18 protein-coding genes, 2 tRNA genes and 2 rRNA genes are annotated in these 24593 nt (G+C 62.0%); 11 read left to right on the top strand and 11 right to left on the bottom strand.

The features are described 5' to 3' along the window. Positions 1 to 26: 26 nt before the first annotated feature. The 4 genes from LV28_RS25415 to LV28_RS25400 all read right to left on the bottom strand — a co-directional run bounded on the left by LV28_RS25415 (position 27) and on the right by LV28_RS25400 (position 4983). Positions 27 to 2904: ribosomal RNA gene (locus tag LV28_RS25415) — 23S ribosomal RNA — on the bottom strand. A 281-nt stretch (positions 2905 to 3185) separates the two neighbouring features. Next, positions 3186 to 3261, bottom strand: a tRNA-Ala gene (locus LV28_RS25410). Between the two features lie 48 nt (positions 3262 to 3309). Beyond that, positions 3310 to 3386 (bottom strand) — tRNA-Ile (locus LV28_RS25405). A gap of 64 nt (positions 3387 to 3450) precedes the next feature. Then, positions 3451 to 4983: ribosomal RNA gene (locus tag LV28_RS25400) — 16S ribosomal RNA — on the bottom strand. The 16S and 23S rRNA genes sit together here with 2 tRNA genes alongside, the layout of an rRNA operon. 923 nt (positions 4984 to 5906) lie before the next feature. Between LV28_RS25400 and LV28_RS25395 the strand changes: the two genes are divergently transcribed. Further along, positions 5907 to 7331, top strand: a complete 1425-nt coding sequence (locus LV28_RS25395) for a phospholipase D family protein (RefSeq protein ID WP_257125734.1) — start codon at positions 5907 to 5909, stop codon at positions 7329 to 7331. 34 nt (positions 7332 to 7365) lie between these two features. Here the strand turns inward: LV28_RS25395 and LV28_RS25390 are convergent, their stop codons facing one another. The 3 genes from LV28_RS25390 to LV28_RS25380 form a co-directional block, all read right to left on the bottom strand. Next, complete coding sequence (locus LV28_RS25390) at positions 7366 to 9957, bottom strand: TonB-dependent siderophore receptor (protein ID WP_081326790.1); 2592 nt, start codon at positions 9955 to 9957, stop codon at positions 7366 to 7368. A gap of 136 nt (positions 9958 to 10093) precedes the next feature. Further along, the gene (locus tag LV28_RS25385; RefSeq protein WP_023598521.1) at positions 10094 to 11110 is read right to left on the bottom strand and encodes a FecR domain-containing protein; all 1017 of its coding nucleotides are present in this window, start codon (positions 11108 to 11110) and stop codon (positions 10094 to 10096) included. Then, the gene (locus LV28_RS25380) at positions 11107 to 11649 is read right to left on the bottom strand and encodes a sigma-70 family RNA polymerase sigma factor (RefSeq protein WP_023598520.1); all 543 of its coding nucleotides are present in this window, start codon (positions 11647 to 11649) and stop codon (positions 11107 to 11109) included. Before LV28_RS25380 ends, LV28_RS25385 begins: the two co-directional genes overlap by 4 nt. Positions 11650 to 11995: 346 nt before the next feature. On the opposite strand from LV28_RS25380, the gene LV28_RS25375 reads away from it, so the two are divergent. From LV28_RS25375 to LV28_RS25365, 3 genes are read left to right on the top strand one after another with little or no spacing between them, the layout of a single operon-like run. Continuing rightward, positions 11996 to 12475 carry a carboxymuconolactone decarboxylase family protein gene (locus LV28_RS25375; protein ID WP_023598519.1) on the top strand — a complete coding sequence of 160 codons (480 nt, stop codon included), beginning with the start codon at positions 11996 to 11998 and terminating at the stop codon, positions 12473 to 12475. Positions 12476 to 12483: 8 nt separating this feature from the next. Then, positions 12484 to 13233 (top strand): SDR family oxidoreductase, encoded by a 750-nt coding sequence (locus LV28_RS25370; protein WP_023598518.1) that lies wholly within the window; start codon positions 12484 to 12486, stop codon positions 13231 to 13233. Between the two features lie 26 nt (positions 13234 to 13259). Beyond that, positions 13260 to 13754, top strand: coding sequence for an Ohr family peroxiredoxin (locus LV28_RS25365; protein WP_023598517.1), 495 nt, complete (start codon positions 13260 to 13262; stop codon positions 13752 to 13754). A 19-nt stretch (positions 13755 to 13773) separates the two neighbouring features. Here the strand turns inward: LV28_RS25365 and LV28_RS25360 are convergent, their stop codons facing one another. The 3 genes from LV28_RS25360 to LV28_RS25350 form a co-directional block, all read right to left on the bottom strand. Beyond that, positions 13774 to 14784: a LysR family transcriptional regulator gene (locus LV28_RS25360; protein WP_023872522.1), complete on the bottom strand. Its 1011-nt coding sequence runs from the start codon at positions 14782 to 14784 to the stop codon at positions 13774 to 13776. Positions 14785 to 14949: 165 nt separating this feature from the next. Continuing rightward, positions 14950 to 15354, bottom strand: a complete 405-nt coding sequence (locus LV28_RS25355; protein WP_023598515.1) for a cupin domain-containing protein — start codon at positions 15352 to 15354, stop codon at positions 14950 to 14952. A gap of 131 nt (positions 15355 to 15485) precedes the next feature. After that, positions 15486 to 16364, bottom strand: a complete 879-nt coding sequence (locus LV28_RS25350; protein ID WP_038619160.1) for an RNA polymerase sigma-70 factor — start codon at positions 16362 to 16364, stop codon at positions 15486 to 15488. Positions 16365 to 16615: 251 nt separating this feature from the next. Between LV28_RS25350 and LV28_RS25345 the strand changes: the two genes are divergently transcribed. Continuing rightward, on the top strand, positions 16616 to 17533 hold the full coding sequence (locus LV28_RS25345; RefSeq protein WP_023598513.1) for an MBL fold metallo-hydrolase: 918 nt from the start codon (positions 16616 to 16618) through the stop codon (positions 17531 to 17533). 188 nt (positions 17534 to 17721) lie between these two features. On the opposite strand, the gene LV28_RS25340 is transcribed toward LV28_RS25345, so the two are convergent. Then, a complete protein-coding gene (locus LV28_RS25340) occupies positions 17722 to 19533 on the bottom strand; it encodes a hypothetical protein (protein ID WP_038619163.1) in 1812 nt (603 codons plus the stop codon). 61 nt (positions 19534 to 19594) lie between these two features. Between LV28_RS25340 and LV28_RS25335 the strand changes: the two genes are divergently transcribed. The 6 genes from LV28_RS25335 (at position 19595) to paaE (ending at position 24523) form a co-directional block, all read left to right on the top strand. Further along, a complete protein-coding gene (locus LV28_RS25335; protein ID WP_038619166.1) occupies positions 19595 to 19888 on the top strand; it encodes a hypothetical protein in 294 nt (97 codons plus the stop codon). A 635-nt stretch (positions 19889 to 20523) separates the two neighbouring features. Continuing rightward, entirely contained in the window at positions 20524 to 21531 is a 1008-nt protein-coding gene (gene paaA / locus LV28_RS25330) for a 1,2-phenylacetyl-CoA epoxidase subunit PaaA (protein WP_025250159.1), read from the top strand. A gap of 49 nt (positions 21532 to 21580) precedes the next feature. Continuing rightward, on the top strand, positions 21581 to 21877 hold the full coding sequence (gene paaB / locus LV28_RS25325) for a 1,2-phenylacetyl-CoA epoxidase subunit PaaB (RefSeq protein ID WP_023598510.1): 297 nt from the start codon (positions 21581 to 21583) through the stop codon (positions 21875 to 21877). A 40-nt stretch (positions 21878 to 21917) separates the two neighbouring features. Continuing rightward, positions 21918 to 22721, top strand: a complete 804-nt coding sequence (gene paaC, locus LV28_RS25320; RefSeq protein WP_023598509.1) for a 1,2-phenylacetyl-CoA epoxidase subunit PaaC — start codon at positions 21918 to 21920, stop codon at positions 22719 to 22721. A gap of 34 nt (positions 22722 to 22755) precedes the next feature. Further along, the gene (gene paaD, locus LV28_RS25315) at positions 22756 to 23331 is read left to right on the top strand and encodes a 1,2-phenylacetyl-CoA epoxidase subunit PaaD (protein WP_038621784.1); all 576 of its coding nucleotides are present in this window, start codon (positions 22756 to 22758) and stop codon (positions 23329 to 23331) included. Positions 23332 to 23434: 103 nt separating this feature from the next. Further along, positions 23435 to 24523 (top strand): 1,2-phenylacetyl-CoA epoxidase subunit PaaE, encoded by a 1089-nt coding sequence (paaE, locus tag LV28_RS25310; protein WP_023598507.1) that lies wholly within the window; start codon positions 23435 to 23437, stop codon positions 24521 to 24523. Positions 24524 to 24593: the final 70 nt, after the last annotated feature.

The raw sequence follows: 24593 nt of genomic DNA, 5'->3' as shown, positions 1-24593 counted from the left end.
CACACCAGGAAAAACACACTGGTTATAGGATCAAGCCTCACGGGCAATTAGTATCAGTTAGCTTAACGCATTACTGCGCTTCCACACCTGACCTATCAACGTCCTGGTCTTGAACGACCCTTAAGGGGAATCGAGTTCCCAGGGAAGTCTCATCTTAAGGCGAGTTTCCCGCTTAGATGCTTTCAGCGGTTATCTCTTCCGAACATAGCTACCCGGCGATGCCACTGGCGTGACAACCGGTACACCAGAGGTTCGTCCACTCCGGTCCTCTCGTACTAGGAGCAGCCCCCTTCAAACTTCCAACGCCCACGGCAGATAGGGACCAAACTGTCTCACGACGTTTTAAACCCAGCTCACGTACCTCTTTAAATGGCGAACAGCCATACCCTTGGGACCGGCTACAGCCCCAGGATGAGATGAGCCGACATCGAGGTGCCAAACACCGCCGTCGATATGAACTCTTGGGCGGTATCAGCCTGTTATCCCCAGAGTACCTTTTATCCGTTGAGCGATGGCCCTTCCATACAGAACCACCGGATCACTATGACCTGCTTTCGCACCTGCTCGACTTGTCAGTCTCGCAGTTAAGCACGCTTTTGCCATTGCACTATCAGCACGATTTCCGACCGTACCTAGCGTACCTTCGTACTCCTCCGTTACACTTTGGGAGGAGACCGCCCCAGTCAAACTGCCTACCATGCACTGTCCCCGATCCGGATTACGGACCTAGGTTAGAACCTCAAACAAGCCAGGGTGGTATTTCAAGGACGGCTCCACAGAAACTAGCGTTCCTGCTTCAAAGCCTCCCACCTATCCTACACAGACCGGTTCAAAGTCCAATGCAAAGCTACAGTAAAGGTTCATGGGGTCTTTCCGTCTAGCCGCGGGTAGATTGCATCATCACAAACACTTCAACTTCGCTGAGTCTCGGGAGGAGACAGTGTGGCCATCGTTACGCCATTCGTGCAGGTCGGAACTTACCCGACAAGGAATTTCGCTACCTTAGGACCGTTATAGTTACGGCCGCCGTTTACCGGGACTTCAATCAAGAGCTTGCACCCCATCATTTAATCTTCCGGCACCGGGCAGGCGTCACACCCTATACGTCCACTTTCGTGTTTGCAGAGTGCTGTGTTTTTATTAAACAGTCGCAGCCACCAGTTTATTGCAACCCCTTCACCCTCCTGGCGCAGGCCAGTCAAGCTACAAGGGCGTACCTTATCCCGAAGTTACGGTACCAATTTGCCGAGTTCCTTCTCCCGAGTTCTCTCAAGCGCCTTAGAATACTCATCTCGCCCACCTGTGTCGGTTTGCGGTACGGTCTCGTATGACTGAAGCTTAGAGGCTTTTCTTGGAACCACTTCCAATTGCTTCGCGAACAAGTTCGCTCGCCCCACAGCCTTGAATTACGCGCCCGGATTTGCCTAAGCGCCTTCTCCACTGCAGGGACCGGGACTTCCAACACCCGGACAACCTTCCGCGATCCGTCCCCCCATCGCATCATACGACGGTGCAGGAATATTAACCTGCTTCCCATCAGCTACGCATCTCTGCCTCGCCTTAGGGGCCGACTCACCCTACGCCGATGAACGTTGCGTAGGAAACCTTGGGCTTACGGCGAGGGGGCCTTTCACCCCCTTTATCGCTACTCATGTCAGCATTCGCACTTCTGATACCTCCAGCAACCTTTACAAGTCACCTTCACAGGCTTACAGAACGCTCTCCTACCATGCGAGCAAGCTCGCATCCGCAGCTTCGGTATATTGCTTAGCCCCGTTACATCTTCCGCGCAGGACGACTCGATCAGTGAGCTATTACGCTTTCTTTAAAGGGTGGCTGCTTCTAAGCCAACCTCCTGACTGTTTTAGCCTTCCCACTTCGTTTCCCACTTAGCAATATTTAGGGACCTTAGCTGGCGGTCTGGGTTGTTTCCCTCTTGACACCGGACGTTAGCACCCGATGTCTGTCTCCCGTGATTGCACTCTTCGGTATTCGGAGTTTGCTATGGCGAGGTAATCCGCAATGGACCCCTCAACCATGACAGTGCTCTACCCCCGAAGGTGATACACGAGGCACTACCTAAATAGTTTTCGGAGAGAACCAGCTATTTCCAAGTTTGTTTAGCCTTTCACCCCTATCCACAGCTCATCCCCTAACTTTTCAACGTTAGTGGGTTCGGTCCTCCAGTACGTGTTACCGCACCTTCAACCTGGCCATGGATAGATCACTTGGTTTCGGGTCTACACCCAGCGACTGAACGCCCTATTCGGACTCGCTTTCGCTACGCCTTCCCTATTCGGTTAAGCTCGCCACTGAATGTAAGTCGCTGACCCATTATACAAAAGGTACGCCGTCACCCCTTACGAGGCTCCGACTGTTTGTATGCATGCGGTTTCAGGATCTATTTCACTCCCCTCCCGGGGTTCTTTTCGCCTTTCCCTCACGGTACTGGTTCACTATCGGTCGATTACGAGTATTTAGCCTTGGAGGATGGTCCCCCCATCTTCAGACAGGATTTCACGTGTCCCGCCCTACTTTTCTCAAGCTTAGTTCCACACCAGGGTTTTCTCATACGGGGCTATCACCCACTATGGCCGGACTTTCCATTCCGTTTTGATAACACCGGTGCTAAATCTTGAAGGCTGGTCCCATTTCGCTCGCCACTACTTTGGGAATCTCGGTTGATTTCTTTTCCTGCAGCTACTTAGATGTTTCAGTTCGCCGCGTTTGCTTCGCTGGACCTATGTATTCAGTCCAGGATGACCTAAAAGGCCGGGTTTCCCCATTCGGACATTTGTGGATCAATGCTTATTTGCCAGCTCCCCACAACTTTTCGCAGGCTATCGCGTCCTTCATCGCCTGTAATCGCCAAGGCATCCACCACATGCACTTATTCGCTTGACCCTATAACGAGTGCGTCTCTCGACACATCCTTTATAGGTTGAGTTTTCGCGTTGTGCCGTATTCCAAGTCATCTTTCGATCACTTAAATACTGGTTGATACAATCACAACCCGTACAATTTCCACGCGCCATCTCTAACGCGCTTCCGTTGTACTACTTCTTCTTCCAAATTGTTAAAGAACAAATACTGCATGACATTGCTGTCATTCAAAAACGTTCACATTCAGGGATTTACCGCAGACGTAAAACACTTTTGACTGACATCGATGTGATCTAAGGTTTTGGTGGAGGCAGACGGGATCGAACCGACGACCCCCTGCTTGCAAAGCAGGTGCTCTCCCAGCTGAGCTATGCCCCCCTATCAAGCCTCATTTACCAGCCGACTTGGTCAGGCGGTGGTTAAGCTTGGTGGGTCTGGAAGGACTTGAACCTTCGACCCCCGCCTTATCAAGACGGTGCTCTAACCACCTGAGCTACAGACCCGACTTAGATCTACGCAGTCAACAACCGATAAGCGTGAACACTCAACTTCCAGTGCATGCTCTAGAAAGGAGGTGATCCAGCCGCAGGTTCCCCTACGGCTACCTTGTTACGACTTCACCCCAGTCATGAATCCTGCCGTGGTAAGCGCCCTCCTTGCGGTTAGGCTACCTACTTCTGGCAAAACCCACTCCCATGGTGTGACGGGCGGTGTGTACAAGACCCGGGAACGTATTCACCGCGACATGCTGATCCGCGATTACTAGCGATTCCAGCTTCACGCAGTCGAGTTGCAGACTGCGATCCGGACTACGATCGGTTTTCTGGGGTTAGCTCCACCTCGCGGTTTGGCAGCCCTCTGTACCGACCATTGTATGACGTGTGAAGCCCTACCCATAAGGGCCATGAGGACTTGACGTCATCCCCACCTTCCTCCGGTTTGTCACCGGCAGTCTCCTTAGAGTGCTCTTGCGTAGCAACTAAGGACAAGGGTTGCGCTCGTTGCGGGACTTAACCCAACATCTCACGACACGAGCTGACGACAGCCATGCAGCACCTGTGTTACGGTTCTCTTTCGAGCACTCCCACCTCTCAGCAGGATTCCGTACATGTCAAGGGTAGGTAAGGTTTTTCGCGTTGCATCGAATTAATCCACATCATCCACCGCTTGTGCGGGTCCCCGTCAATTCCTTTGAGTTTTAATCTTGCGACCGTACTCCCCAGGCGGTCAACTTCACGCGTTAGCTACGTTACTAAGGAAATGAATCCCCAACAACTAGTTGACATCGTTTAGGGCGTGGACTACCAGGGTATCTAATCCTGTTTGCTCCCCACGCTTTCGTGCATGAGCGTCAGTATTGGCCCAGGGGGCTGCCTTCGCCATCGGTATTCCTCCACATCTCTACGCATTTCACTGCTACACGTGGAATTCTACCCCCCTCTGCCATACTCTAGCCTTGCAGTCACGAATGCAGTTCCCAGGTTAAGCCCGGGGATTTCACATCCGTCTTACAAAACCGCCTGCGCACGCTTTACGCCCAGTAATTCCGATTAACGCTTGCACCCTACGTATTACCGCGGCTGCTGGCACGTAGTTAGCCGGTGCTTATTCTTCCGGTACCGTCATCCCCCCGAGGTATTAACCCAGAGGATTTCTTTCCGGACAAAAGTGCTTTACAACCCGAAGGCCTTCTTCACACACGCGGCATTGCTGGATCAGGCTTTCGCCCATTGTCCAAAATTCCCCACTGCTGCCTCCCGTAGGAGTCTGGGCCGTGTCTCAGTCCCAGTGTGGCTGGTCGTCCTCTCAGACCAGCTACAGATCGTCGCCTTGGTGAGCTTTTACCTCACCAACTAGCTAATCTGACATCGGCCGCTCTTGTAGCGCGAGGCCCGAAGGTCCCCCGCTTTCCTCCTCAGAGCGTATGCGGTATTAATCCGGCTTTCGCCGAGCTATCCCCCACTACAAGGTACGTTCCGATGTATTACTCACCCGTTCGCCACTCGCCACCAGGTGCAAGCACCCGTGCTGCCGTTCGACTTGCATGTGTAAGGCATGCCGCCAGCGTTCAATCTGAGCCAGGATCAAACTCTTCAGTTTAAACCTGTTACTGTTTTCGGTTTTTCGCGATAAATCGCTAGAACCGGTCGCTCTCAAAGTATGCTGACAAGTTAATTACTTAACTTACCTATTACTATGTGAGCCTCAATAAATTTAAAGCTAATCTGCCGAAGCAGACGCACTATTCATCGAGTGCCCACACTTATCGGTTGTTCAATTTTTAAAGATCAATCGCATCACACTTCGCTTCGTCGCCAACTTACCGCGCCGTCGCTTCGTTTTTTTGCGTCGCTGCATCAGCAGCAGAGAAGTGAGATTATGTCGCAGCTTCTCGTCGTCGTCAACAGTTTTTTCGCTTTCTTCGCTCGCCGCCGTAGCGACTTGCCTGCTCGAAAACCACTAACCACCGGGCTTTCCAGCCCGTCGCCCCAACCGCTTCACCGCTTTCGCTGCGTCGCCGTCGTTGCGAGAGACGAGATATTAGTGAAAACCCCGAACGCTGGCAAGCCCTTTGTGAAAATATTTTGAAAAGCGAAAAAAAGCCCGCGTCATGGGCGGGCCGAGGATCCACGGAACGAGACACATGGAGGAGACGCGACCACGCTATCCGGGCATCCCCCGGCGACGCGACCAACGAAATCGCATATGCTTCCTGACAGCCTGCCACTATGGAAAGGCGATATCGACGTCGGCACTGCGCCGCCACCGCCCCGCTCCACTGTTCCCATATATAGAGCGTCCGAGATGTCTCTTTCGCGCGTCTTCCGCTCGCTCCCGCTGACCCGCGCGTGGCGAATGGCACCACTGCTGGCGCTCGCTCTCCTGGCCACCGCCTGCAGTACGGTGCGTCCGCCCCCGAGCCCTCTCAATGGGCGACGCATATCACTTCCGCAACGCCGAGTGCGCTTGCCAGCGCATTGGCGCCCGCCGTACGGGCCCATCCTGGCCAGTCCGGCTTCCAATTGCTCGCGACGGGCTCGGCCGCCTTCACCACGCGCCTCGCGCTGGTGCAAGCCGCGCAACACAGTCTCGACGTGCAGTATTACAGTGCCGGAGAAGACATCACCGGCCGTCTGTTGCTTCAATCGCTGCTCAACGCGGCAGATCGAGGCGTCCGCGTTCGCATGCTGGTGGACGACATCAATCGCCGCCACACGGATCCGGCCTTCGCTGTCCTGGACCGACATCGCAACATCGAGATCCGGGTTTTCAATCCATTCGGCACACGCGACACGACGCTCCTCGAGCGCGCGGGCAACCTGCTGACGCGGTTCGACCAGTTGAATCGCCGCATGCACAACAAGGCGCTGGTCGCCGACAACCAACTGGCCATCGTCGGCGGGCGCAATCTCGGCGACGAATACTTCGACGCCAATCCGGACCTCTCCTTTCGCGACTTCGATCTGCTTTGTGCGGGTCCGGTCGTCGATGCCGTCTCGCGAAGCTTCGATCATTTCTGGACGAGCGCGCAGTCCTACCCGCTAAAGCAGGTGCAGTCGAAGATCGATCAGGAGACGCTCGACGCCACACGCGAGGCTCTGGCGCGTCACTGGCGCAACGCAGACGCCGTGCCCGCCGGGCACCAGGCGCTCCACCAGCCCGCGCTCGCCGATGGCCTGCGCAGCGGCCGCGTGCCACTGTTCTGGGCAAATGCCGAGCTCGCGGCGGACACGCCCGACAAGCTGGACGCCCCAGCCACCGAAACGAAAAGCGCGCCAGGCGCAAGACTCCGTCAGCTTGCGGCCAACGCCCAGCGCGAGGTGCTGATCATCTCCCCGTACTTCGTGCCGATGGACGGCGGCGTACGTTTTCTGTCGACGCTTTCCAGCCGCGGCGTGAAAGTCCGCGTGCTGACCAACTCGCTCGCGGCGACGGACGTCGTCCCGGTCCACGCCGGATATGCGCGCTATCGCCCGGCGTTGCTGCAAGCAGGTATCGCGCTGTACGAGTTCAAACCGATCCGCGGGGATGGCGGCGGCGAGCACGCGCCGCGGCGCGTGACCTTCGGTGGCTCATCGCGCGCAAGTCTTCATGGCAAGGCTTACGTGATCGACCGGCGCGACGTCATCCTCGGCTCGTTCAACCTGGACCCACGCTCGGTGCGTCTGAACACCGAATTGGCGATCGTGATCCACAGTCCGGAATTCGCCGAGCGAATGGCTGGCATTTTCGATCAGGCGACCTCGCCGAGCACAAGTTTTCGTGTCGAACTGGCCCCGCCCGGCGCCGTGCCACAGACGCCCACCCCCCCCACAATGCCGGCGCTGCGCTGGGTGGGTGAGGAGAATGGCCGAGCCCGGACGTTCGACGTGGAGCCCTACGCGCCCTTCTGGCGCAACGCCGTGGCCGGCGCCTTCACTTTGCTGCCGAGCGACGATTTGCTCTGAGCCGCGCATCGCCGAGTCGACCTCACCACGCCTGTCAGAACTCGAACGAGGCCGAGAGCGTCGCCGAGCGTGCGTCGCCGACCGCAACGAAGTATTGGCTGGCGCTCGACGGGTAATACGTCTTGTTGAACACGTTCTTGACGTTCAACTGATAGTGGACCGGGTGACGCCCGATCTTCGCGTCGTAGGCGGCGAACACGTCGGCGACGAAATACGCGGGCAACGTGAAACTGTTGGCCGAGTCGCCCGGACGCGATCCGACGTAGCGTCCCACGGCACCGAGCCTCAAATTGCCCCCGCCCTGGCCGAGCACGGCACCCCAGTCGTACACCGCGGCAAGCGACGCCGTATGACGTGCCGCGTTCGCCAGCGTATTGCCGGTGTAGAGCGGATCGTCGGTCGTCTTCGCGTCGATGAACGCGTAGCTGGCGATCACGTTCCAGCGCTGCCCGATGCGTCCGGACACATCGAGCTCGACACCGCGCGAGCGCGCCGCCCCCGACGTACGCCAGTCGATGCCCTTGGTCGCATCGTTGAACTGCGACACCAGCACGTTGCGCTTGTCGATGTCGAACACGGCCAGCGTGCCGCTCAGCCCGTTGGGCATATCGAGCTTCACCCCGAGTTCGAACGACTTCGCGTGCTCCGGCGCGACGCTTGAGTCGATGACGACGCCCGACGACAACGGCGCGATGGTCGACGTGGGTTTGAGCGACTCCGAATAGCTGCCGTACAGCGACACATCATTGGTCGCCTTGTAGACGATGCCTGCGCGTGGCAACCACTGGGTATCGCCGAGATCCGTATTCACCCGGAACGGGCGCCCCTTGCCGGCGAGTTGGCTGTAGGTGAGCAGACGCACCCCGCCCACGACGATCCACCGGTCGGTAACGTGAACGGCGTCCTGAAGGAACAGCGAGGCGTCGTGCAGTGTGTCGGTCTGATCGCTGTCGCTGGCCGACACGGTCGTCGGAATGACCTCGCAGCCGTACACCGGGTTCAGGTACGAAAACGTGCACCTGGCCGCCTGACGGATCAGGTCGCGGCGATAGATGCGCCGATATTCCCAATCGCCACCGAATTGCAGGTCGTGACGCATACCGGCCAGCCGTACCTTGCCGTCGAGATAGGCAATACCGAAGCTGTCGGTGCTGACCGAGCCGCGCGTGGCGTCGTTGCTGCGGGACACCACCCCCGTGGCCGTGTTGATACCGTTCACGCGCAATTGCCCGGCGTCATAGGTTTCCTTGTTGTAGCTGTAGCCGAAGTGCGCTTTCCAGTCGGCGTCGAACTGGTGGTCGACGGTGATCTGGGCGAGGTGCGACTGACCGGTCATCTCGTTATGGACGTCGTCCAGCCGTTCGCGTGCGGAGACGGCGAGCGGCTTGTTGGTGGTCGGATCGATGACCGTGCCGCGATCGAAGGGCGTGAGGAAGTTGCGGTACTCGTACGAAAGCACGACCTGCGTGTCGCGCCCGTAGTAGGCGAGCGTCGGCGCGACCAGCGTCTCGCGCTGGGTGCCGAAGGCGCGCCAGTACGACTGGTTGTTCTGGTCGACGACCAGTCGGTACGCCAGCCCCGTATCGCCGATGGGTCCCGTGGTATCGAGCGTTTCCTGCGCGCCGTGCTTGCCGTGGCCGAACGTCGTGCCCGCCAGGCTCACCGCCGTATAGGGCTTGAGCAGCGGACGCTTGCTCACCACGTTAATCACGCCGCCCGGGTCCATGATGCCGTACAGCAGCGACGTGGGCCCCTTGAGCACCTCCACCGAGTCGGCGTTGGCATTGAGCCCGCGCCCCTGCACCAGCGGCATGCCGTTGTGCATGATCGAGCCATCGCGGTTGCCGCCGAAGCCACGCTTGAGCAACGTGTCCTGCGTGCCGGCCAGCGTGTTGCCTTGCACGATGCCGCTCACGTTGACGAGCGCGTCGTCGAGGGTACGTGCGCGCTGGTCGGCCAGCACTTGCTGCGGCACGACGTTGATGGCTTGCGCAATGTCGAGGATGGGGGCGTCGGAGCGCGAGACATTCGCGTCGACGGGCATGCGATACGCGTCCGCCCAGGCCTGCGCCTGCACATGCGTCGTCGGCAGCGCCACGTCCGCCGAGCTGCCGCCCGCGACGATCGCCGCCGCAACGGGGGCACCTTGCGGCGTCAGCGCATAGCCCGCACCGTGCGGCGATGCGGTGAGCCCCGTGCCCGCCAGCAGTTGGCCGAACGCACCGGGCACGTCGAAGCGGCCTTGCACGCCGGGACTTTGCCGTCCGACAGTGAGCGCGGGGGCATACGTGAGGAGAATGCCCGCCTCCCGGCCGAACCGCGCAAGCACGCCGTCGAGGGGGCCGGCCGGGATGGCATAAGTACGGATCTGCGCCGAGGGTGCCGACGCGGCGGCGGGCGCTTGCCCGACCGTCTGTGCGTGCGCGACACCGCTGGCGAGCGTCGTTGCGAAAGTCGCCGCAACGCTTGCGCAACTCACGCGAAGCCGCCATTGCGGGCCGCTGACGTCCACGGCAGCTGCGCAACCGCGCGCACCTAGCCGAGAGAGTGCCCGCGTCGCGCGTCGGAACCCCGACGGGAACCGGAAGCGCCTAAGGTGGGGGATTTCGGGAGAAGCGACGGCCATGATGAAAAGTCTCGCAGAGGTCTGGTTCAGGCAACGGAAAGAGGGGGTTCACTCCCCTTGTCACGCGAGACCTGCGAAACAGCTCAAACATGTGCCCATTCAGGGAAGAAAAATGCCGAGCGCACGCGGCGGCATTTCAGCTGCGCGGCCCGACGCTGACCCAATAGCGTGTTACCGAGGCCACTGACACGGGTAACGCGTGAGGCAACACAGCGAGCACGGCGTCGGTATCGCCCAGCGGATAGGTCCCGGACACTCGCAGCGCCGCCACGGCCGGATCGCAGCGCAAGTAGCCACGGCGATAGCGCGACAGTTCGGCGAGGAAGACATCGAGGCGCATGTCCACGGCGACGAGCATGCCCTCCGTCCACGCACCGTCGCCTGATGTCAGCGGCGTGGCGGGGCTCACGCCGTCGGCGGTGAAGCTCGCCTGTTCGCCCGCACGTACGATGCGTGCGGCGGCGGCACCCGGCGCCCCCGATGGCGCCGACGCTTCCCTGGCCGCCACGCGCACCGCGCCTTCGAACACCTGCACGGTCGCGCCGTCGGCCTGCGGCGCTTGTCGCACCGAGAACCGCGTGCCCATCGGCGATAGCGTGCCCAGCGCCGTCGCGACGATGAGCGGGCGCGGCGGCACATGAGCGGCGTCCTTGCCGGTGCTCACCATGATTTCACCGTCGACGAGCGTGATGCGCCGCACGCCCCCGGCCATCGTCAGCCGCACGGCGCTGCGGGTATTGAGCACGAGCGTGGTGCCGTCGGCCAGTTGCAGGGTGCGACGCTCGCCCGCTCCGGTACGGACGTCGGCGCGCCACCACTGCACGGCCGGTGGATCGCCGGCGACCCAGGCGCCGGTGCCCACGAACAGCACGCCCACGAGTGCCTTCACCGCCAGGCGGCGACCGCGCGAGCGGGGTGCATTCAACGCCGCCTGCGCCACGGACGCACCGAGCGTGCCGGACATATGACGCATGCGGCGTTCGGCGTTCTCGATGTGCTGCCAGGCGCGTGCGTGTTCCGGGTGCGCCTCGCGCCAGCGCAAGCAGGCCGCGCGAAGCGCGTCGGTGGCGTCGTCGGCATGCAGCGTCACCCACCATTCAACGGCCTGTCGCGCAACCCCGGCATCGAATCCGCCCGCGCGCACCGGCGTCATGAAGCCTCCATCGCGAAGAAGCACTGTGTGCCGGCACGCACCAGATGACGTTTCACCGTCGCCAGCGAGATGCCGAGTGTGTCGGCGATTTCCCCCTGGGTGAGGCCGTCGAGTTGGGCGAGCAGGAAGGCGCGTTTGACGAGGGGCGGCAGGCCGTCGAGACACCGATCGATCTCGAGGAGTGTCTCGAGCACCACGGCGCGCTCCTCGGGCGACGGTACGAGCGACTCGGGCTGCTGTGCCAGTGCGTCCAGATACGCGCGCTCGATCTGCTCGCGACGCCAGAAGTTGTAAAGCACCCGCTGGGCTACGGTCGTGATGAACGCGCGCGGCGACGCCAGCCGTCGCGGCGGATCGCGCTCCAGCATACGCACGAACGTGTCGTGCGCAAGGTCGGCCGCGCGGTGCGAGCAGCCGGTCTTTCGCTGAAGCCAGCCATGCAGCCAGCCGTGATGATCGTTGTAGAGGCCGCGAAGCGTGGTAAGCGTGGTAAGCGTCGTAAGCGTGGTATCGGGCGGCAGCGTGTCGTCGGCGGGCATGCGCCCCTCCTGTCCCGGGCCAGGTGCGGCCGAAAAGGCTCAGCGGCACAGGCATCGTTTATGCAAATGAGAATCGTTCGCAGTATAGCAAAACGGTGCCGGGAGCCGGCCTCCGGCAATTCGGGGGGCATTCGCTGGCGAGGCGATGCGCCTGGTGTGCGTGCGCTATGCCCCGAGGGGAGGCACGACATGCGGTTGCGCGATTGTTGTCATTGGTGCAACACGATGCTCCCTCGTCGAGGTCTTCTGCTGTCGGGCCGGCAAGCCTACGATTCAGTCGTTGTTCAAACATGCGCCACTCTCGCCAGGTATCGGCGGGACGCGTCAACCCATCGAGGTAGCCATCATGAGTCAACGTCTGAACGCTTTCGCCCAATCGCCCGAACTATTCAAGAAGTTCATCGAATTCGGCATGCTCCTGAAGTCGAGCGCCATCGAGCAATCGATCCTGGACCTCATCGATATCCGCGCCTCCCAGATCAACGGCTGCGGCTTTTGCCTTGACATGCATGTCAAGGAAGCCAAGATTCACGGGGAGCGTGAATTGCGCCTGCATCACGTCGCCATCTGGCGCGAGTCGACTGAATTCTCGCCGCGCGAGCGTGCCTGCCTCGCCTGGACCGAAGCGCTGACCACGCTCGGCGCACAAGGCGTGTCCGACGAAGTCTACGAGCGCGTACGCAGCCAGCTCTCCGAGAAGGAAATTTCCGATCTGAGCTTCGCCATCATGGCGATTAACGGCTGGAACCGTCTGAACGTGGGCTTTCGGACCGTGCCCGGTTCGGCCGACAAAGCCTACGGTCTGGACAAGGCCAACCTGAGCTGAGGGCATCCATGAAAATCCTCGTCATCGGAGGCACCGGCCTGATCGGCAGGAAACTCGTCAAAGTACTGAACGAACGCGGTCACGAGGCCATCGCGGCATCACCTGCCACGAACGTGAACACGATCACCGGCGAAGGCCTGGACGACGCACTCGTCGGGGTCGACACCGTGGTCGACGTGGCCAACTCGCCCTCGTTCGAAGACGAGGCCGTACTGACGTTTTTCCAGACGTCGACGCGAAACCTGCTCGCCGCGGAAACCCGGGCCGGTGTTCGTCATCACGTCGCGCTGTCGGTCGTAGGCACGCAGCGTCTGGCCGAGAGTGGCTATTTCCGCGCCAAGATCGCGCAGGAAGCGTTGATCGATCAGGGCGGCATTCCCTACACCATCGTTCATTGCACCCAGTTCTTCGAATTTCTGGGCAGCATCGTGCAATCGGGCTTGCAAGGCGACCAGGTGCGGCTCTCGACGGCTTTCGTGCAGCCGATCGCCTCCGACGACGTGGCGATCGCCGTGGCCGACGCCGCGCTCGGCGCCCCGGTCAACGGTATCGTCGAAGTTGCCGGCCCGCAGCGCATGCGGCTGGCCGACTTGGCGCAATGCTACATGCGCAAAATCGGCGATAACCGCACCGTGCAGGCGGATCCGGGCGCGCGCTATTTCGGCGCCGTGCTCGACGATGACACGCTGGTACCCGGCGCCAGCCCGCGTTTGGGCAAGATCGACTTCGACACCTGGTTCAGCCGCGCGAACGATTGAACTCGCGGCCCTCACCTGGACGTGACATGAGCAAACTGCGGCCTCCCCCTCCCAGTCTTCTGGACAAGTACCGTGGCAGGGACTTTCACCCCCTGTACGCCACGAGCGTGACGGTACACGGCGGGGAGGCCGCGCATGGTCGCGCCTCCGGCATCGCTGCGTCCGACGACGGCGAACTGTTCGTGAACCTTCGCCTGCCGGTCGAGCTGGGAGGGTCCGGGGGCGGCACGAACCCCGAGCAACTATTCGCGGCAGGCTATGCAGCGTGCTTTCACGGCGCGCTCAGCATGCTGGCCGAACGCGCGGGCCTGTCCATTCCCGACGCCTCGGTCACCGCGACGATCACCTTCGGCCGCGATCCCGTCGACGGTCTTTTCGCCCTCCAGGCCGAAATCAACATCCACCTGCCTGACATGTCGAGAGAGGTGGCCGAAGCACTCGTACGCAACACCGAGCGCCTGTGCCCGTATTCCAAGATGACGCAGGACGGCATTCCAAGCATTCTGGGCCTGACCCAATAACTCGCCGGGGGGCGGTCGCCTACGCCGCCTTCACCACGGGGTTGTCCAGGATTTGCAGGTCCATCGCCCGGATGTGCTCCGTCATGTAGTCAATGAACACACGGATGCGGGCCGGCAGATGCTGGCGGCTCAGGAAGCACATGAAGTGCCCCCGATCATCGGGCGCATATTGCGGCAGACAGGAAACCAGTCGGCCTGCGCGCAGGTGGTCGCAAACCTGATACGCCGCCATTTGCGCAAGGCCGTGCCCGTCCAGCACCGATTGCAGGACCAGGTCCGCGTCGTTGAAGGTCAGCGAGGCGTTAGGCGACAGCTTGCGCAGTTGCCCGCCCGACTTGAATTCCCATTCGAAAACGCGTCCCGACGCCAGTCGGAAGTTCACACAGCGGTGATTCGCAATCTCGTCGACGCTCGTGGGCAGGCCGCGCTCGGCGACATAACCGGGTGACGCGCACAGCATCATCTGCATGGGAATCACTTTCTTGGCGATGACCCGGCTGTCTTCCATGCGACCGTTGCGGAACGATACGTCGATGCGGTCCGTGGCGAAGTCGGTGGGGCCGTCGTCGAGCACCAGCTCGATCGAGATGTTCGGATTCGCTTCGCGAAACCCGTGGAGCAGCGGGGCCACGATCTTCCGCCCGAAACCGACCGTCGAGCAGATGCGAAGCCGGCCCGACGGCGGCCCCTCGCGCAGCTCCCGCATGTCGTCCATGGCCTGAATGATTCGCTCCACGCCCGGCTGGCACCGCTCATAGAAACGCCGGCCTTCGGCGCTCAGCGAAGTGCTGCGCGTGGTGCGCACGAAGAGCCGTGTGCCGAGCTGGTCTTCGAGCTTCTGAACGCTGCGGCTGATCGCCGAGCGGCCGATACCAAGACGGTCGCCCGCCTTGGCGAAGTTGCCCTCGGTGGCAACCGCGATGAAGGCGACGACGCCGGCATAGCTTGTCGCAAAGCTGTCGGCCAGCGAATCCGCGCACCGGGAGGGCTGCGTAGCGGCAGAGGCAGGGGCAGATGAAGGTGTCGACATGGTGAGTGCGCCACAGTGGTTGTTCCTGCTGATAAGACGGCCCAGCCGAGCGTTCTGTGACATCAAGCCAAAAAAAACGGCGTTTCGTAGGGAAACGCCGTCCAGGAAGCACGCCCGGCATGGCGTGCAAGAGAACTGTGGTGACAGGGGGTTATCGAGAAAGTCTCACTTGGCCGGAATCAGTGCGGGTGCGCCCTGCGGCTTGATCAGCACCACCAGAAACCGGGCAGGCCTGGTCTGGCTGGCGTTGCGGCCCACGGTGTGGATGTCGCCCGGACCTTCGTAGAACGTCTGGCCGGCCGTGAGCGTGACTTCCTTGCTACCCCGGACCTGCATCACGATGCTGCCTTCGAGCACGTACACGAAGCTATGGGCATTGTGACGATGGATCGGATCCGCAGCACCGGGCGGGTAGTCGACAGTGAGCATCAGCGCGTCCTTGCCGGGCATGTCCGGCAGCGCCTTGTCCATCAGTTCGGTCACGATCGGTTGCGGCGGTGCGGCGTGAGCGATCGGGCTCAGCATTGCACCGGCCGCGACAAGCAGTGGTCCCCATTTCATCTTCAACATGGCGTGTCCTCGGCAAGGTGGATGAGGTCCTCATCGTAGGAGCCGGCACACTGCGGCGGTAGTCTCGCGCAGGGGATCATCATGTTGCCCACCAGGCACCAAAGCATCGGGTCACCGAGGCGACACCTGCGTCAGCGCCGCTCCGTCAGGGCGGCGATACGGGCCAGCTTGTCGGGATTGCGTTGCACCAGGATGCGGGTGAAGCGCGTGCCATCGGTCTCGTACGACTGCACGGATTCCAGCTTCTCGTCGACGAAACGCAGCAGCGCCCATTGGCCGTTGACCTGAAGCACTTCGATGCGCAGGGCGTCGCGAAACCGCCGCTTGCCCGCGTAGAACAGTTGCGCGAGGCGTTTGCCGCCGATGAGGCTGCTGAAGCTGCCAACCTTGCCGCCGCCGTCGCCGATCAACTCGGCGTCGTCGCTCAGCAGGGCGTGCAGGCCGCGGAAGTCGCTGCGCTGCATGGCGTCGGCAAAGGCGAGCAACAGGCGGTGCAACGTGGCGCGCGGCACCGCCTCGCGCGGCGTGCCTTCGCGCAATTGCTGGCGGGCGCGCTTGACGAGTTGGCGCACGGCGGCGGGGGTCTTGCCCAGCGTCTGGGCAATGTCCTCATAGTCGGCGTCGAACACGTCGCGCATCAGGAAGGCCGCCCGGGCGTCGGGCGACAAGCGCTCGAGCATGTACAGGAACGCCACGGAAACATCGTCGGCACGCTCGTGGTCCTGCTCGGGCGTCGATGGCGCGGACATCAACATCGGCTCCGGCAACCAGACCCCCGTGTAATGCTCGCGCTCAGCCTTCGCGGCACGCAGGCGGTCGATGGACAAGCGCGTGGTGATGGCCACGAGCCACGCCTCGGCGTTCTGCACGGCGAGGCGATCGGTGCCGTACCAGCGTAGCCAGGCTTCCTGCACCACGTCTTCCGCCTCCGCCACGGCGCCCAGCATGCGGTATGCGATCGCATGCAGGCGAGGACGGTGGCATTCGAAGAGGGTCAGGGAGTCGGTCATGTCATGGCGAACGCCAGAGGCGGAAAAGCGGCGGGCGACTCATTCTGCCGCAGCGCATGCGCGCCGACAAGCATGCACCGCCCGCGCGGGGCCACGGCATTGGTGTCTGCGACGCAACAGCAAGCTTCCTCGGGGGTACCTACCGCCCTCGCGATCCCCTGCCTACGATGCCTCTCACGCGCTCTTCACTCAAGGGCTTCCACGAAACCGCACTCGGTCGGCAGCGCCGACCGCTCTTCAGGAGACATACGATGTCCACCACCGTCAACACGCTGTTTGCCAGCGACAACGGCCCCGTCGATCTGGTGCCTTCCCGCTACGCACTGCGCGTCGGCACCATCGAAGCGATGGTGATCAGCGACGGCGTGCTGCCGCTGCCGACCTCGACCATGGCGACCAACGTGGCCGCGCCAGACCTGGCCGCGTGGCTCGACAGCATGTACATGCCGCCGGACGCCTTCGACTGGCCGCTCAACGTGATGGTGGTTCGCAGCGGCCGTCAGACCATCCTCGTCGATGCCGGTCTGGGCGGGCAATTCCCGGGTTTCCCGCGCGCGGGTCAGTTTCCGCAGCGCCTCCAGTCGGCGGGCATCGCGCTGGAGGACGTCACCGACATCATCGTCACCCACATGCACATGGATCACGTGGGCGGACTGCTGGTCCCCGAGGTCAAGTCGCGCTTGCGCCCGGACGTGCGTATCCACGTCTCGGCGACCGAAGTCGCGTTCTGGACGTCGCCGGACTTCTCCCACACCGTCATGCCGACGCCGGTGCCTGCCGTGCTGCGCACGACGGCGACAAGCTTCTACAATGAGTACCGTGAACAACTGCATATGTTTGAGGACACGCGTGAAGTTGCGCCGGGCGTGATCGTTCGCATCACGGGCGGCCATACGCCCGGGCACAGCGTGGTCGATCTCGTGTCGGGTGACGAACGCCTGACCTTCGCGGGAGACGCCATGTTCCCGGTGGGCTTCGACCATCCCGACTGGCAGAACGGCTTCGAGCACGATCCTGAAGCGTCGACGCGCGTGCGCATCGGCCTGTTCGAGGAACTCGCGCAGAACCGTGGCCTGCTCGTGGCGTCACATCTGCCGTTCCCATCGGTGGGACGGATTGCCCGCAACGGCGAGGCCTATCGCTGGGTCCCGGTGATCTGGGACTTCTGAAACCACGCGCCGTTGCGAGACGCCCGGGCGTTGATACGCCCGGGCGACCTCTCCCCGGTTTGGGTGGCGCGGCGATTTAGCGTCCAATCACGTAGTCAAAGCATTGGACATGGAAAAGCGAGCTGCCGACGCGCAGATCATTGGTTTCCCGCGAGAAGCCGAGGCCTGCCTCCATGTCCATCAACCCGTCATTGGTAGAACGAGATCGGGACACCGGCCGGAATGGCAAAGACTTGCCTCTCCAGTGCGGTCTTTTCGTAAGCAAAGTATCCGACGGGAGACGGCCCGGCGTCGCCAGGGAAGTCTTCATTCTTTATCCGCTTCGCCACGTTCGTTTGGTGCCCCTCGTGATCGGTCTCGAACACCAACTTCCCTTTGTTGCCGTCAAGCGAGTTGTAAAAGCGCATTTTGTCGAGGTTCGCGAAGCGCGTTCGCATCACATTGCGCGCCTCCACGTCGGCGCTCAGGCAATTTTGTGCGTCGATCACGCCTGCGTCACTGGCCCGTTGCCCTTGCAAGGCATCAAGCGCCGTGGCGGTTGTCTCCGAAAATGAGAACCCTTTTGCTTCGAGCTGTTTCGAAAACGACGTCGGCTGAGTTTCATCGGAGCCCTGCTGAATCAGCCCATGCTTCAGCGCGAGTCCCACAAATCGGTCGACCGCAAAGTTGATCTCGAACAGCGAATAGCCCCCTGACGGCATCCTGTCGAAGTCTTCCAACACATTCCCGATCTCGTCGGCATGGTTCCCACCGTCGCGGAACGCTTCGTTGATCCTTTCGCTCTCGAGATCGAATTGCCGCAGGAACTTCGCCACGTTGTCGGAAACACCAACATTCAGACGTTGCGACAGATGCGTGATGACCGCTTCGCCCGGCGTTTCCTCCCCCACAATTGCGCCGGTGGATTGCAATGCCCGCATGAGAAGGCCAAGGGCATCGAGCAGGACTTTTCCGTCGAGTCGGTCCGCATTGTCCAAATAGTTCCGGACGAATGCCCCAACCATTGCCGGGCGCCCCTGTTGCGCCATTACCGCGGGCAATTCGTGAATCTGCTCCCGAAGCACGTCCAGGCACAACGTCTCGTCAGGCCCGTACGGCGTGTGTCCATGAATGTTCCGGCGGAACTGATCCGCCAATGCGAAATCGTCGGACAGGCGGGAATACAACTGATCGACTCGCGCTGCCCCGTGCCCTGAGACCCCGTGCCCCCACACCAGCGCGGTGGCGGCCAGCACATCGGCGTTGAAGTTCTCTTCGGTACGATTATCCGCCGACATCTGGCTGTGACCTTCTGCCGTGAGAAACGTCCGGTCAAACGCGTCGGTGCTCTCCAGCGCCACCGGCAAACACGTCTGGTTGATCATCGTCACCTTGTCGCCAAAGCTGATGCTGTCATCGGCAACACCTGCGTTTCGTTCATTCGCGTCGGTCACCAGCCTGAGCCCCGCGCCATGCGTGTAATAGGCCGCATCGCCGCGACTGCATGCGAGCATTTTCGTGGACTTGAGGTAGGTGTTCTCCACCATGTCGATAAGCGCGTTGCGATAAAGCAGGCGCTCTTCGGCGTCGCCATGATCCATCATCGCAATCATCGAATCGAGCGAGTCGTGTTTAAGCCGCAGTACGTTCGAATTGTTCATTTCCGTGACTTTGCTGCCCCAGGACTCGGTCCCCGGAAGCGACTTCACGCGATCGTAGATCCGAAGGAACTCGACATCGTGATTCGAGACAATCACGGTCATGTCGATGCCCATGTTGCGCAGAACGCCAATCGCCGAGAGCATGCAATAATCATTGTGCCCACGATCGTTGAGCAGATCGCCCAACAGCACCAGCCCTGCGGCAGCATTGTCCCCCGCAGCCACGGCCCTGGACAGAAGGAACTTGAACTGCTCCGCGTTCTCCTTCAGCGATTCCGCCGCTCGGTCGTCCAGAGAAGCGACGGACTGGCCGCCCGGACCGAAAGGCGTGTGCTTCGACGATCCTTGCAAGGCGCTCATGCACCGGAGCCAAATGTCTTCGTTGTTGATTTTCAACACACCGGCGCCGACGAGTTGAAAAATGCAACAACTGGACGTTCCCGTGCATATCGCCCAACGCCAATTCCTGCAGTTCCCCGATGGCCGGGTCGCGCTTCGGGACCAAAGTATTCAAATCGGAGGCCAGCGCCTTCGGCTGACGCGCCATCGCCGCTTCCCGGGCCGCGATCACGCGACTCGGCATGCCGGCCAGCGCGAGAGGCGGCTCCCCGGGAAACGTCAAGGTGTCGTCGTTCGGGCTGAACACAACGCCCTCGCCCACTGTCACATCCTGCGTGCGAAGCCCGTGCTGTCGACCGAGCGAGTCAATCACTGACTGTGTATAGGTCGGACGGACCTCGCCATTGTTGGGATTCACGCAACGCGGGTCGTGCAAGACCGCCATCAACGTCAGCACCTTGGATTTGTTCGTTGTCAGCGTCTCACCGGTCCGCTCGCCGGGATTCTCAAACAATGCGGAAAAGGCCGGATGCAGCCTGATTTCTGGATGATTGCCGGATGCGGCGCGCCCGGCCAGACGAAAGAATTCGGGTACCGGGGAAAGTTTGGCGGCCGCGTTCAATTCGAGTGCGCGCCCCAGGAAGGACAGCACAGCGCCTGTCGCAGCCGCACTGGCGGCATGCGCCGTCTGTCCGATCTCGACCCTGGATGCCGCTTCTGTCCGTCGCGGCGATACGTTTCCTGTGGAAATTAATGCCCTTCTCCCCCGTTTGAAAATTGAAATTCGATGGATTGCCCCCTCTCGAAGCTCGGCGCCTCCCCGAGGGCAACCGATATGTAACTGGCGTTGGCGTCACGTTCCATGCCCCCGCGGCGGGAACGCCCCGACGGGAACGCTCCGACCAACGAAATGGATCGCATCGGCCATATCATGGAAAACATTTATTGACCGACCGGCCGGTCGGTTTATAATGCGATGCATATCCCCACATGTCGCGGAGGCCTTCCTCTATGTATACGCAAGCCATCGACCTGGCCGGCAACAGCCCCAAGGGCGTGCGCGCCCTGAGCGAGGCGGAGCAGCAGCAACACGCCCGCTTCGACGCGCGCATCGCCGCCGATCAGAAGATCGAGCCGCAGGACTACATGCCGGCCGAGTACCGAAAGACGCTCGTGCGCCAGATTTCGCAGCACGCCCATTCGGAAGTCGTCGGCATGCTGCCGGAAGGCAACTGGATCTCGCGCGCGCCGAGCCTGAAGCGCAAGGCCATTCTGCTGGCCAAGGTGCAGGATGAAGCCGGTCACGGTCTGTACCTGTATTCGGCCGCCGAAACGCTCGGCTCGTCGCGCGACGAAATGATCGATGCGCTTCACTCGGGCAAGGCCAAGTACTCCAGCATCTTCAATTACCCGACCCTCACGTGGGCCGATGTCGGCGTGATCGGCTGGCTGGTCGACGGCGCCGCCATCATGAACCAGGTGCCGCTGTGCCGCTGTTCGTACGGCCCCTATGCACGCGCCATGATCCGCGTATGCAAGGAGGAATCGTTCCACCAGCGCCAGGGCTTCGACGCCCTCCTCGCGATGATGAACGGCACGCAAGCCCAGCGCGACATGGTGCAGGAGGCAGTGAACCGCTGGTGGTGGCCGGTGCTGATGATGTTCGGCCCGAGCGACAAGGACTCGATCCACAGCGCCCAGACCATGAAGTGGGGCATCAAGCGCATCTCGAACGACGATCTGCGCCAGAAATTCGTCGACGCCGCCGTCGAACAGGCCCGTGTGCTCGGCGTGACCTTCCCCGACCCGGATCTGAAGTGGAACGAGGCGCGCAAGGCGCACGACTACGGCGAGATCGACTGGGCCGAATTCTGGCGCGTGGTCGGCGGCGACGGCCCGTGCAACAAGGAACGTGTCGGCACCCGCGTGGCCGCCCACGAAAAAGGCGCCTGGGTACGCGAAGCCGCCCTGGCACACGCCGCAAAGCAGCGCCGCCGCGCCGAGAAGCAGGCCGCGTGAGCGGCTCGCACCCAAGCCACGCAGCCCTCACAAGACATCAGGAACGATCATGACGCAAGCAAGCAACAAGGAATGGCCCCTCTGGGAAGTGTTCGTGCGCAGCAAGATGGGCCTCGAGCACAAGCACAGCGGCAGCCTGCACGCCGCCGACGCCGAGATGGCGCTGCGCATGGCGCGCGACGTCTACACCCGCCGCCAGGAAGGCGTGAGCATCTGGGTCGTGCCGTCGGCCGCCATCACCGCGTCCGCGCCGGAAGACAAGGGCGAACTGTTCGACCCGGCCGCCGACAAGATCTACCGCCATCCGACCTTCTACCAGTTGCCGGAAGAAGTGAACCACATGTAAGCGGCGGCGCGCCCGCGCGCCCCATGCGAGACCCCAGAACATGAAACCGACGCAGGAACACCTGTCCTACTTGCTGCGCCTCGCCGACAACGCGCTGATCCTCGGTCAGCGCAATGCGGAATGGTGCGGTCACGGCCCCGTGCTGGAAGAAGACATCGCGCTCACCAACCTGAGCCTCGATCTCATCGGTCAGGCACGCATGCTGTATCAGCACGCCGCCAAGGTCGAAGCGGAACTTACCGGCATCGCCAAGCAGGAGGACGACTACGCCTTCTGGCGCGATGAATTCGCCTTCCGCAACTGGACGCTCGTCGAGCTGCCCCATTACGGCCCGACGGCCGGCACGACCGCCGCCGAGCGCGACTACGCCGTGACCATCGTGCGCAACTTCCTCTACTCGGCCCTCATGGTCGAAGTGTGGCAAGCGCTCGCCGGTTCGAACGACGCCGAACTCGCCGCCATCGCCGCGAAGTCGGTCAAGGAAGCGCACTACCATCTGCATCACGCGCGCGACTGGCTCGTGCGCTTCGGCGATGGCACCGAGGAATCGCATCGCCGCGCGCAGGACGCGCTCGACTACCTCGTGCCGTACATGAACGAAATCTTCAAGCGCGACCCGCTCGAGGAAGCCGTGGCCGCCGCCGGTACCGGCGTGGCGATGGCCGAGCTCAAGGACGCCTGGCAAACCACGGTGAACGACGCGCTCGCCGAAGCCACGCTCAGCGCCCCGGTCGATGGTGCGTTCGAGAGCACGGGCAAGTTCGGCCGTCACTCCGAGCACATGAGCTACCTGCTCGGCGAGATGCAGGGACTGGCACGCCAGCACCCCGGCGCGAGCTGGTAAGCCACGCGCGCACATCATGCTGACGGATACGACCATGACCCTGCCGCTTACGCCCCCCGTTGCGCCCGACGTGCTGACGCCGGCATCGGAAGCGTCGCTGGCGCTCGCATGGCAAACGCTCGAATCGGTGCCCGACCCGGAGATCCCGGTCGTGTCGATTCGGGAACTCGGCATTCTGCGCGATGTGCGCGTCGTGACCAACGACGCCGGCGACACGGCCTTCGAGATCGTGATCACGCCCACCTACTCGGGATGCCCGGCGATGCAGCAGATCGCCGAGGACATCGAGGCGGCCATGACGCGCGCGGGTCTCGGCCCGTGGCGCATCACGACCGTGCTCGCCCCCGCATGGACGACGGACTGGATCAGCCCCGCAGCGCGCGAAAAACTGCGCGGCTACGGCATCGCTCCCCCCACGGGGGCGCATGCGGTGGCCGCGGACGCCCCGCGCAAGATCACGTTCTACGGCCGACCGAAAGACGGTGTGCCGTGCCCCCACTGCGGGTCGCACGACACGGAAGTGGTCTCGGCCTTCGGCTCGACCGCCTGCAAGGCACATTACCGTTGCCGCGCTTGCCGGGAGCCGTTCGACTACTTCAAGCCCTACTGATTGACCCGATTGATCCGATTGACCCGACTGATCCCGCTTCGCGCGTAACGATGCCGACACTTCGATTGTCGCCACCCGCGCCCGGACGGTAAGGAAGCCCACGATGACGACACCGCAATTCCATTCGCTGACCATTCGCGAAATCCGTCCCGAGACCGCCGACGCCATCTCCATCGCCTTCACGGTGCCCGAGGCGCTGCGCGACGCGTATCGCTTCACGCAAGGCCAGTTCCTCACGCTCAAGACCGAGATCGACGGCGAAGAAGCCCGTCGTTCCTACTCAATCTGCGTTGGCGTGCCCGACTACGAGGCCACGGGCGAGCTGCGGGTGGGCATCAAACGCGTGCCGGGCGGCAAGTTTTCGAACTTCGCCAACGATCAACTGAAGCCGGGCCAGCAAATCGACGTGATGACGCCGGACGGCCGCTTCTTCACCCGTTTGTCGGCCGAGCAGGCCAAGCATTACGTGGGCTTCGCCGGCGGGTCTGGCATCACGCCGATGCTCGCGCTCATCAAGACCACGCTGGCCACCGAGCCGAACAGCCAGTTCACGCTGGTCTACGGCAACCGCTCGGTACCCGCGATCATGTTCGCCGAAGCCCTCGAGGATCTGAAGAACACGTATCTCGGCCGTCTGCGCCTGTATCACGTGCTCTCGGACGAAGCACAGGAAGTCGAGTTGTTCAACGGCCTGCTGGATCAGGACAAGTGCGCCGCTTTCCTCGAGACGCTCATTTCACCGTCGAGCATCGATGAAGCCTTCATTTGCGGTCCGGGGCCGATGATGGACGCCGCCGAGGCCGCGCTGGCCGCCGCGGGCGTTGCCAAGGAAAAGATCCATGTCGAACGCTTCGGCGTGCCCTCGCCCCAAGCCGGCGTGAAGCCGGTCGTGATCACCGACGATACGCCGATGGCCGAGCTGGTCGTGGTGATGGACGGCAAGGAGCGTCGTCTGCGCCAGCCGTACGAGGGCCAGAGCATCCTCGATACCGGCCTGGCCGCCGGCCTGTCGCTGCCGTACGCCTGCAAGGGCGGCGTGTGCTGCACGTGCCGCGCCAAGGTGCTCGAAGGCGAAGTCGCCATGGACAAGAACTACACGCTGGAAGACTACGAAGTCGAGCAAGGCTTCGTGCTGACGTGCCAGGCCCGCCCGCTCACCGAGCGCGTCGTGGTCAGCTACGACGAGCGCTGATCGGCGAGGACCCGGCGGTGGCGCGGATGGCGGGCGGCCACGGCCGCCGACCGCGCCCCGTCGAAGCCTA

The sequence above is a fragment of the Pandoraea pnomenusa genome (assembly GCF_000767615.3).
GTDB classification, from domain to species: Bacteria; Pseudomonadota; Gammaproteobacteria; order Burkholderiales; family Burkholderiaceae; genus Pandoraea; species Pandoraea pnomenusa.
This window is presented reverse-complemented; position numbering and strand designations above follow the sequence as displayed.

Bases quoted from the DNA above. Each gene is read 5' to 3' on its own strand.
- LV28_RS25375 (WP_023598519.1), top strand. From the start codon at position 11,996: ATGAGTCAACGTCTGAACGCTTTCGCCCAATCGCCCGAACTATTCAAG.
- paaC (WP_023598509.1), top strand. From the start codon at position 21,918: ATGAAACCGACGCAGGAACACCTGTCCTACTTGCTGCGCCTCGCCGAC.
- LV28_RS25385 (WP_023598521.1), bottom strand. From the start codon at position 11,110: ATGACGCCGGTGCGCGCGGGCGGATTCGATGCCGGGGTTGCGCGACAG.
- LV28_RS25360 (WP_023872522.1), bottom strand. From the start codon at position 14,784: ATGTCGACACCTTCATCTGCCCCTGCCTCTGCCGCTACGCAGCCCTCC.
- paaB (WP_023598510.1), top strand. From the start codon at position 21,581: ATGACGCAAGCAAGCAACAAGGAATGGCCCCTCTGGGAAGTGTTCGTG.
- paaA (WP_025250159.1), top strand. From the start codon at position 20,524: ATGTATACGCAAGCCATCGACCTGGCCGGCAACAGCCCCAAGGGCGTG.
- paaE (WP_023598507.1), top strand. From the start codon at position 23,435: ATGACGACACCGCAATTCCATTCGCTGACCATTCGCGAAATCCGTCCC.
- LV28_RS25390 (WP_081326790.1), bottom strand. From the start codon at position 9,957: ATGGCCGTCGCTTCTCCCGAAATCCCCCACCTTAGGCGCTTCCGGTTC.
- paaD (WP_038621784.1), top strand. From the start codon at position 22,756: ATGACCCTGCCGCTTACGCCCCCCGTTGCGCCCGACGTGCTGACGCCG.
- LV28_RS25350 (WP_038619160.1), bottom strand. From the start codon at position 16,364: ATGACCGACTCCCTGACCCTCTTCGAATGCCACCGTCCTCGCCTGCAT.
- LV28_RS25380 (WP_023598520.1), bottom strand. From the start codon at position 11,649: ATGCCCGCCGACGACACGCTGCCGCCCGATACCACGCTTACGACGCTT.
- LV28_RS25365 (WP_023598517.1), top strand. From the start codon at position 13,260: ATGAGCAAACTGCGGCCTCCCCCTCCCAGTCTTCTGGACAAGTACCGT.
- LV28_RS25345 (WP_023598513.1), top strand. From the start codon at position 16,616: ATGTCCACCACCGTCAACACGCTGTTTGCCAGCGACAACGGCCCCGTC.
- LV28_RS25340 (WP_038619163.1), bottom strand. From the start codon at position 19,533: ATGAGCGCCTTGCAAGGATCGTCGAAGCACACGCCTTTCGGTCCGGGC.
- LV28_RS25355 (WP_023598515.1), bottom strand. From the start codon at position 15,354: ATGTTGAAGATGAAATGGGGACCACTGCTTGTCGCGGCCGGTGCAATG.
- LV28_RS25335 (WP_038619166.1), top strand. From the start codon at position 19,595: ATGCAACAACTGGACGTTCCCGTGCATATCGCCCAACGCCAATTCCTG.
- LV28_RS25370 (WP_023598518.1), top strand. From the start codon at position 12,484: ATGAAAATCCTCGTCATCGGAGGCACCGGCCTGATCGGCAGGAAACTC.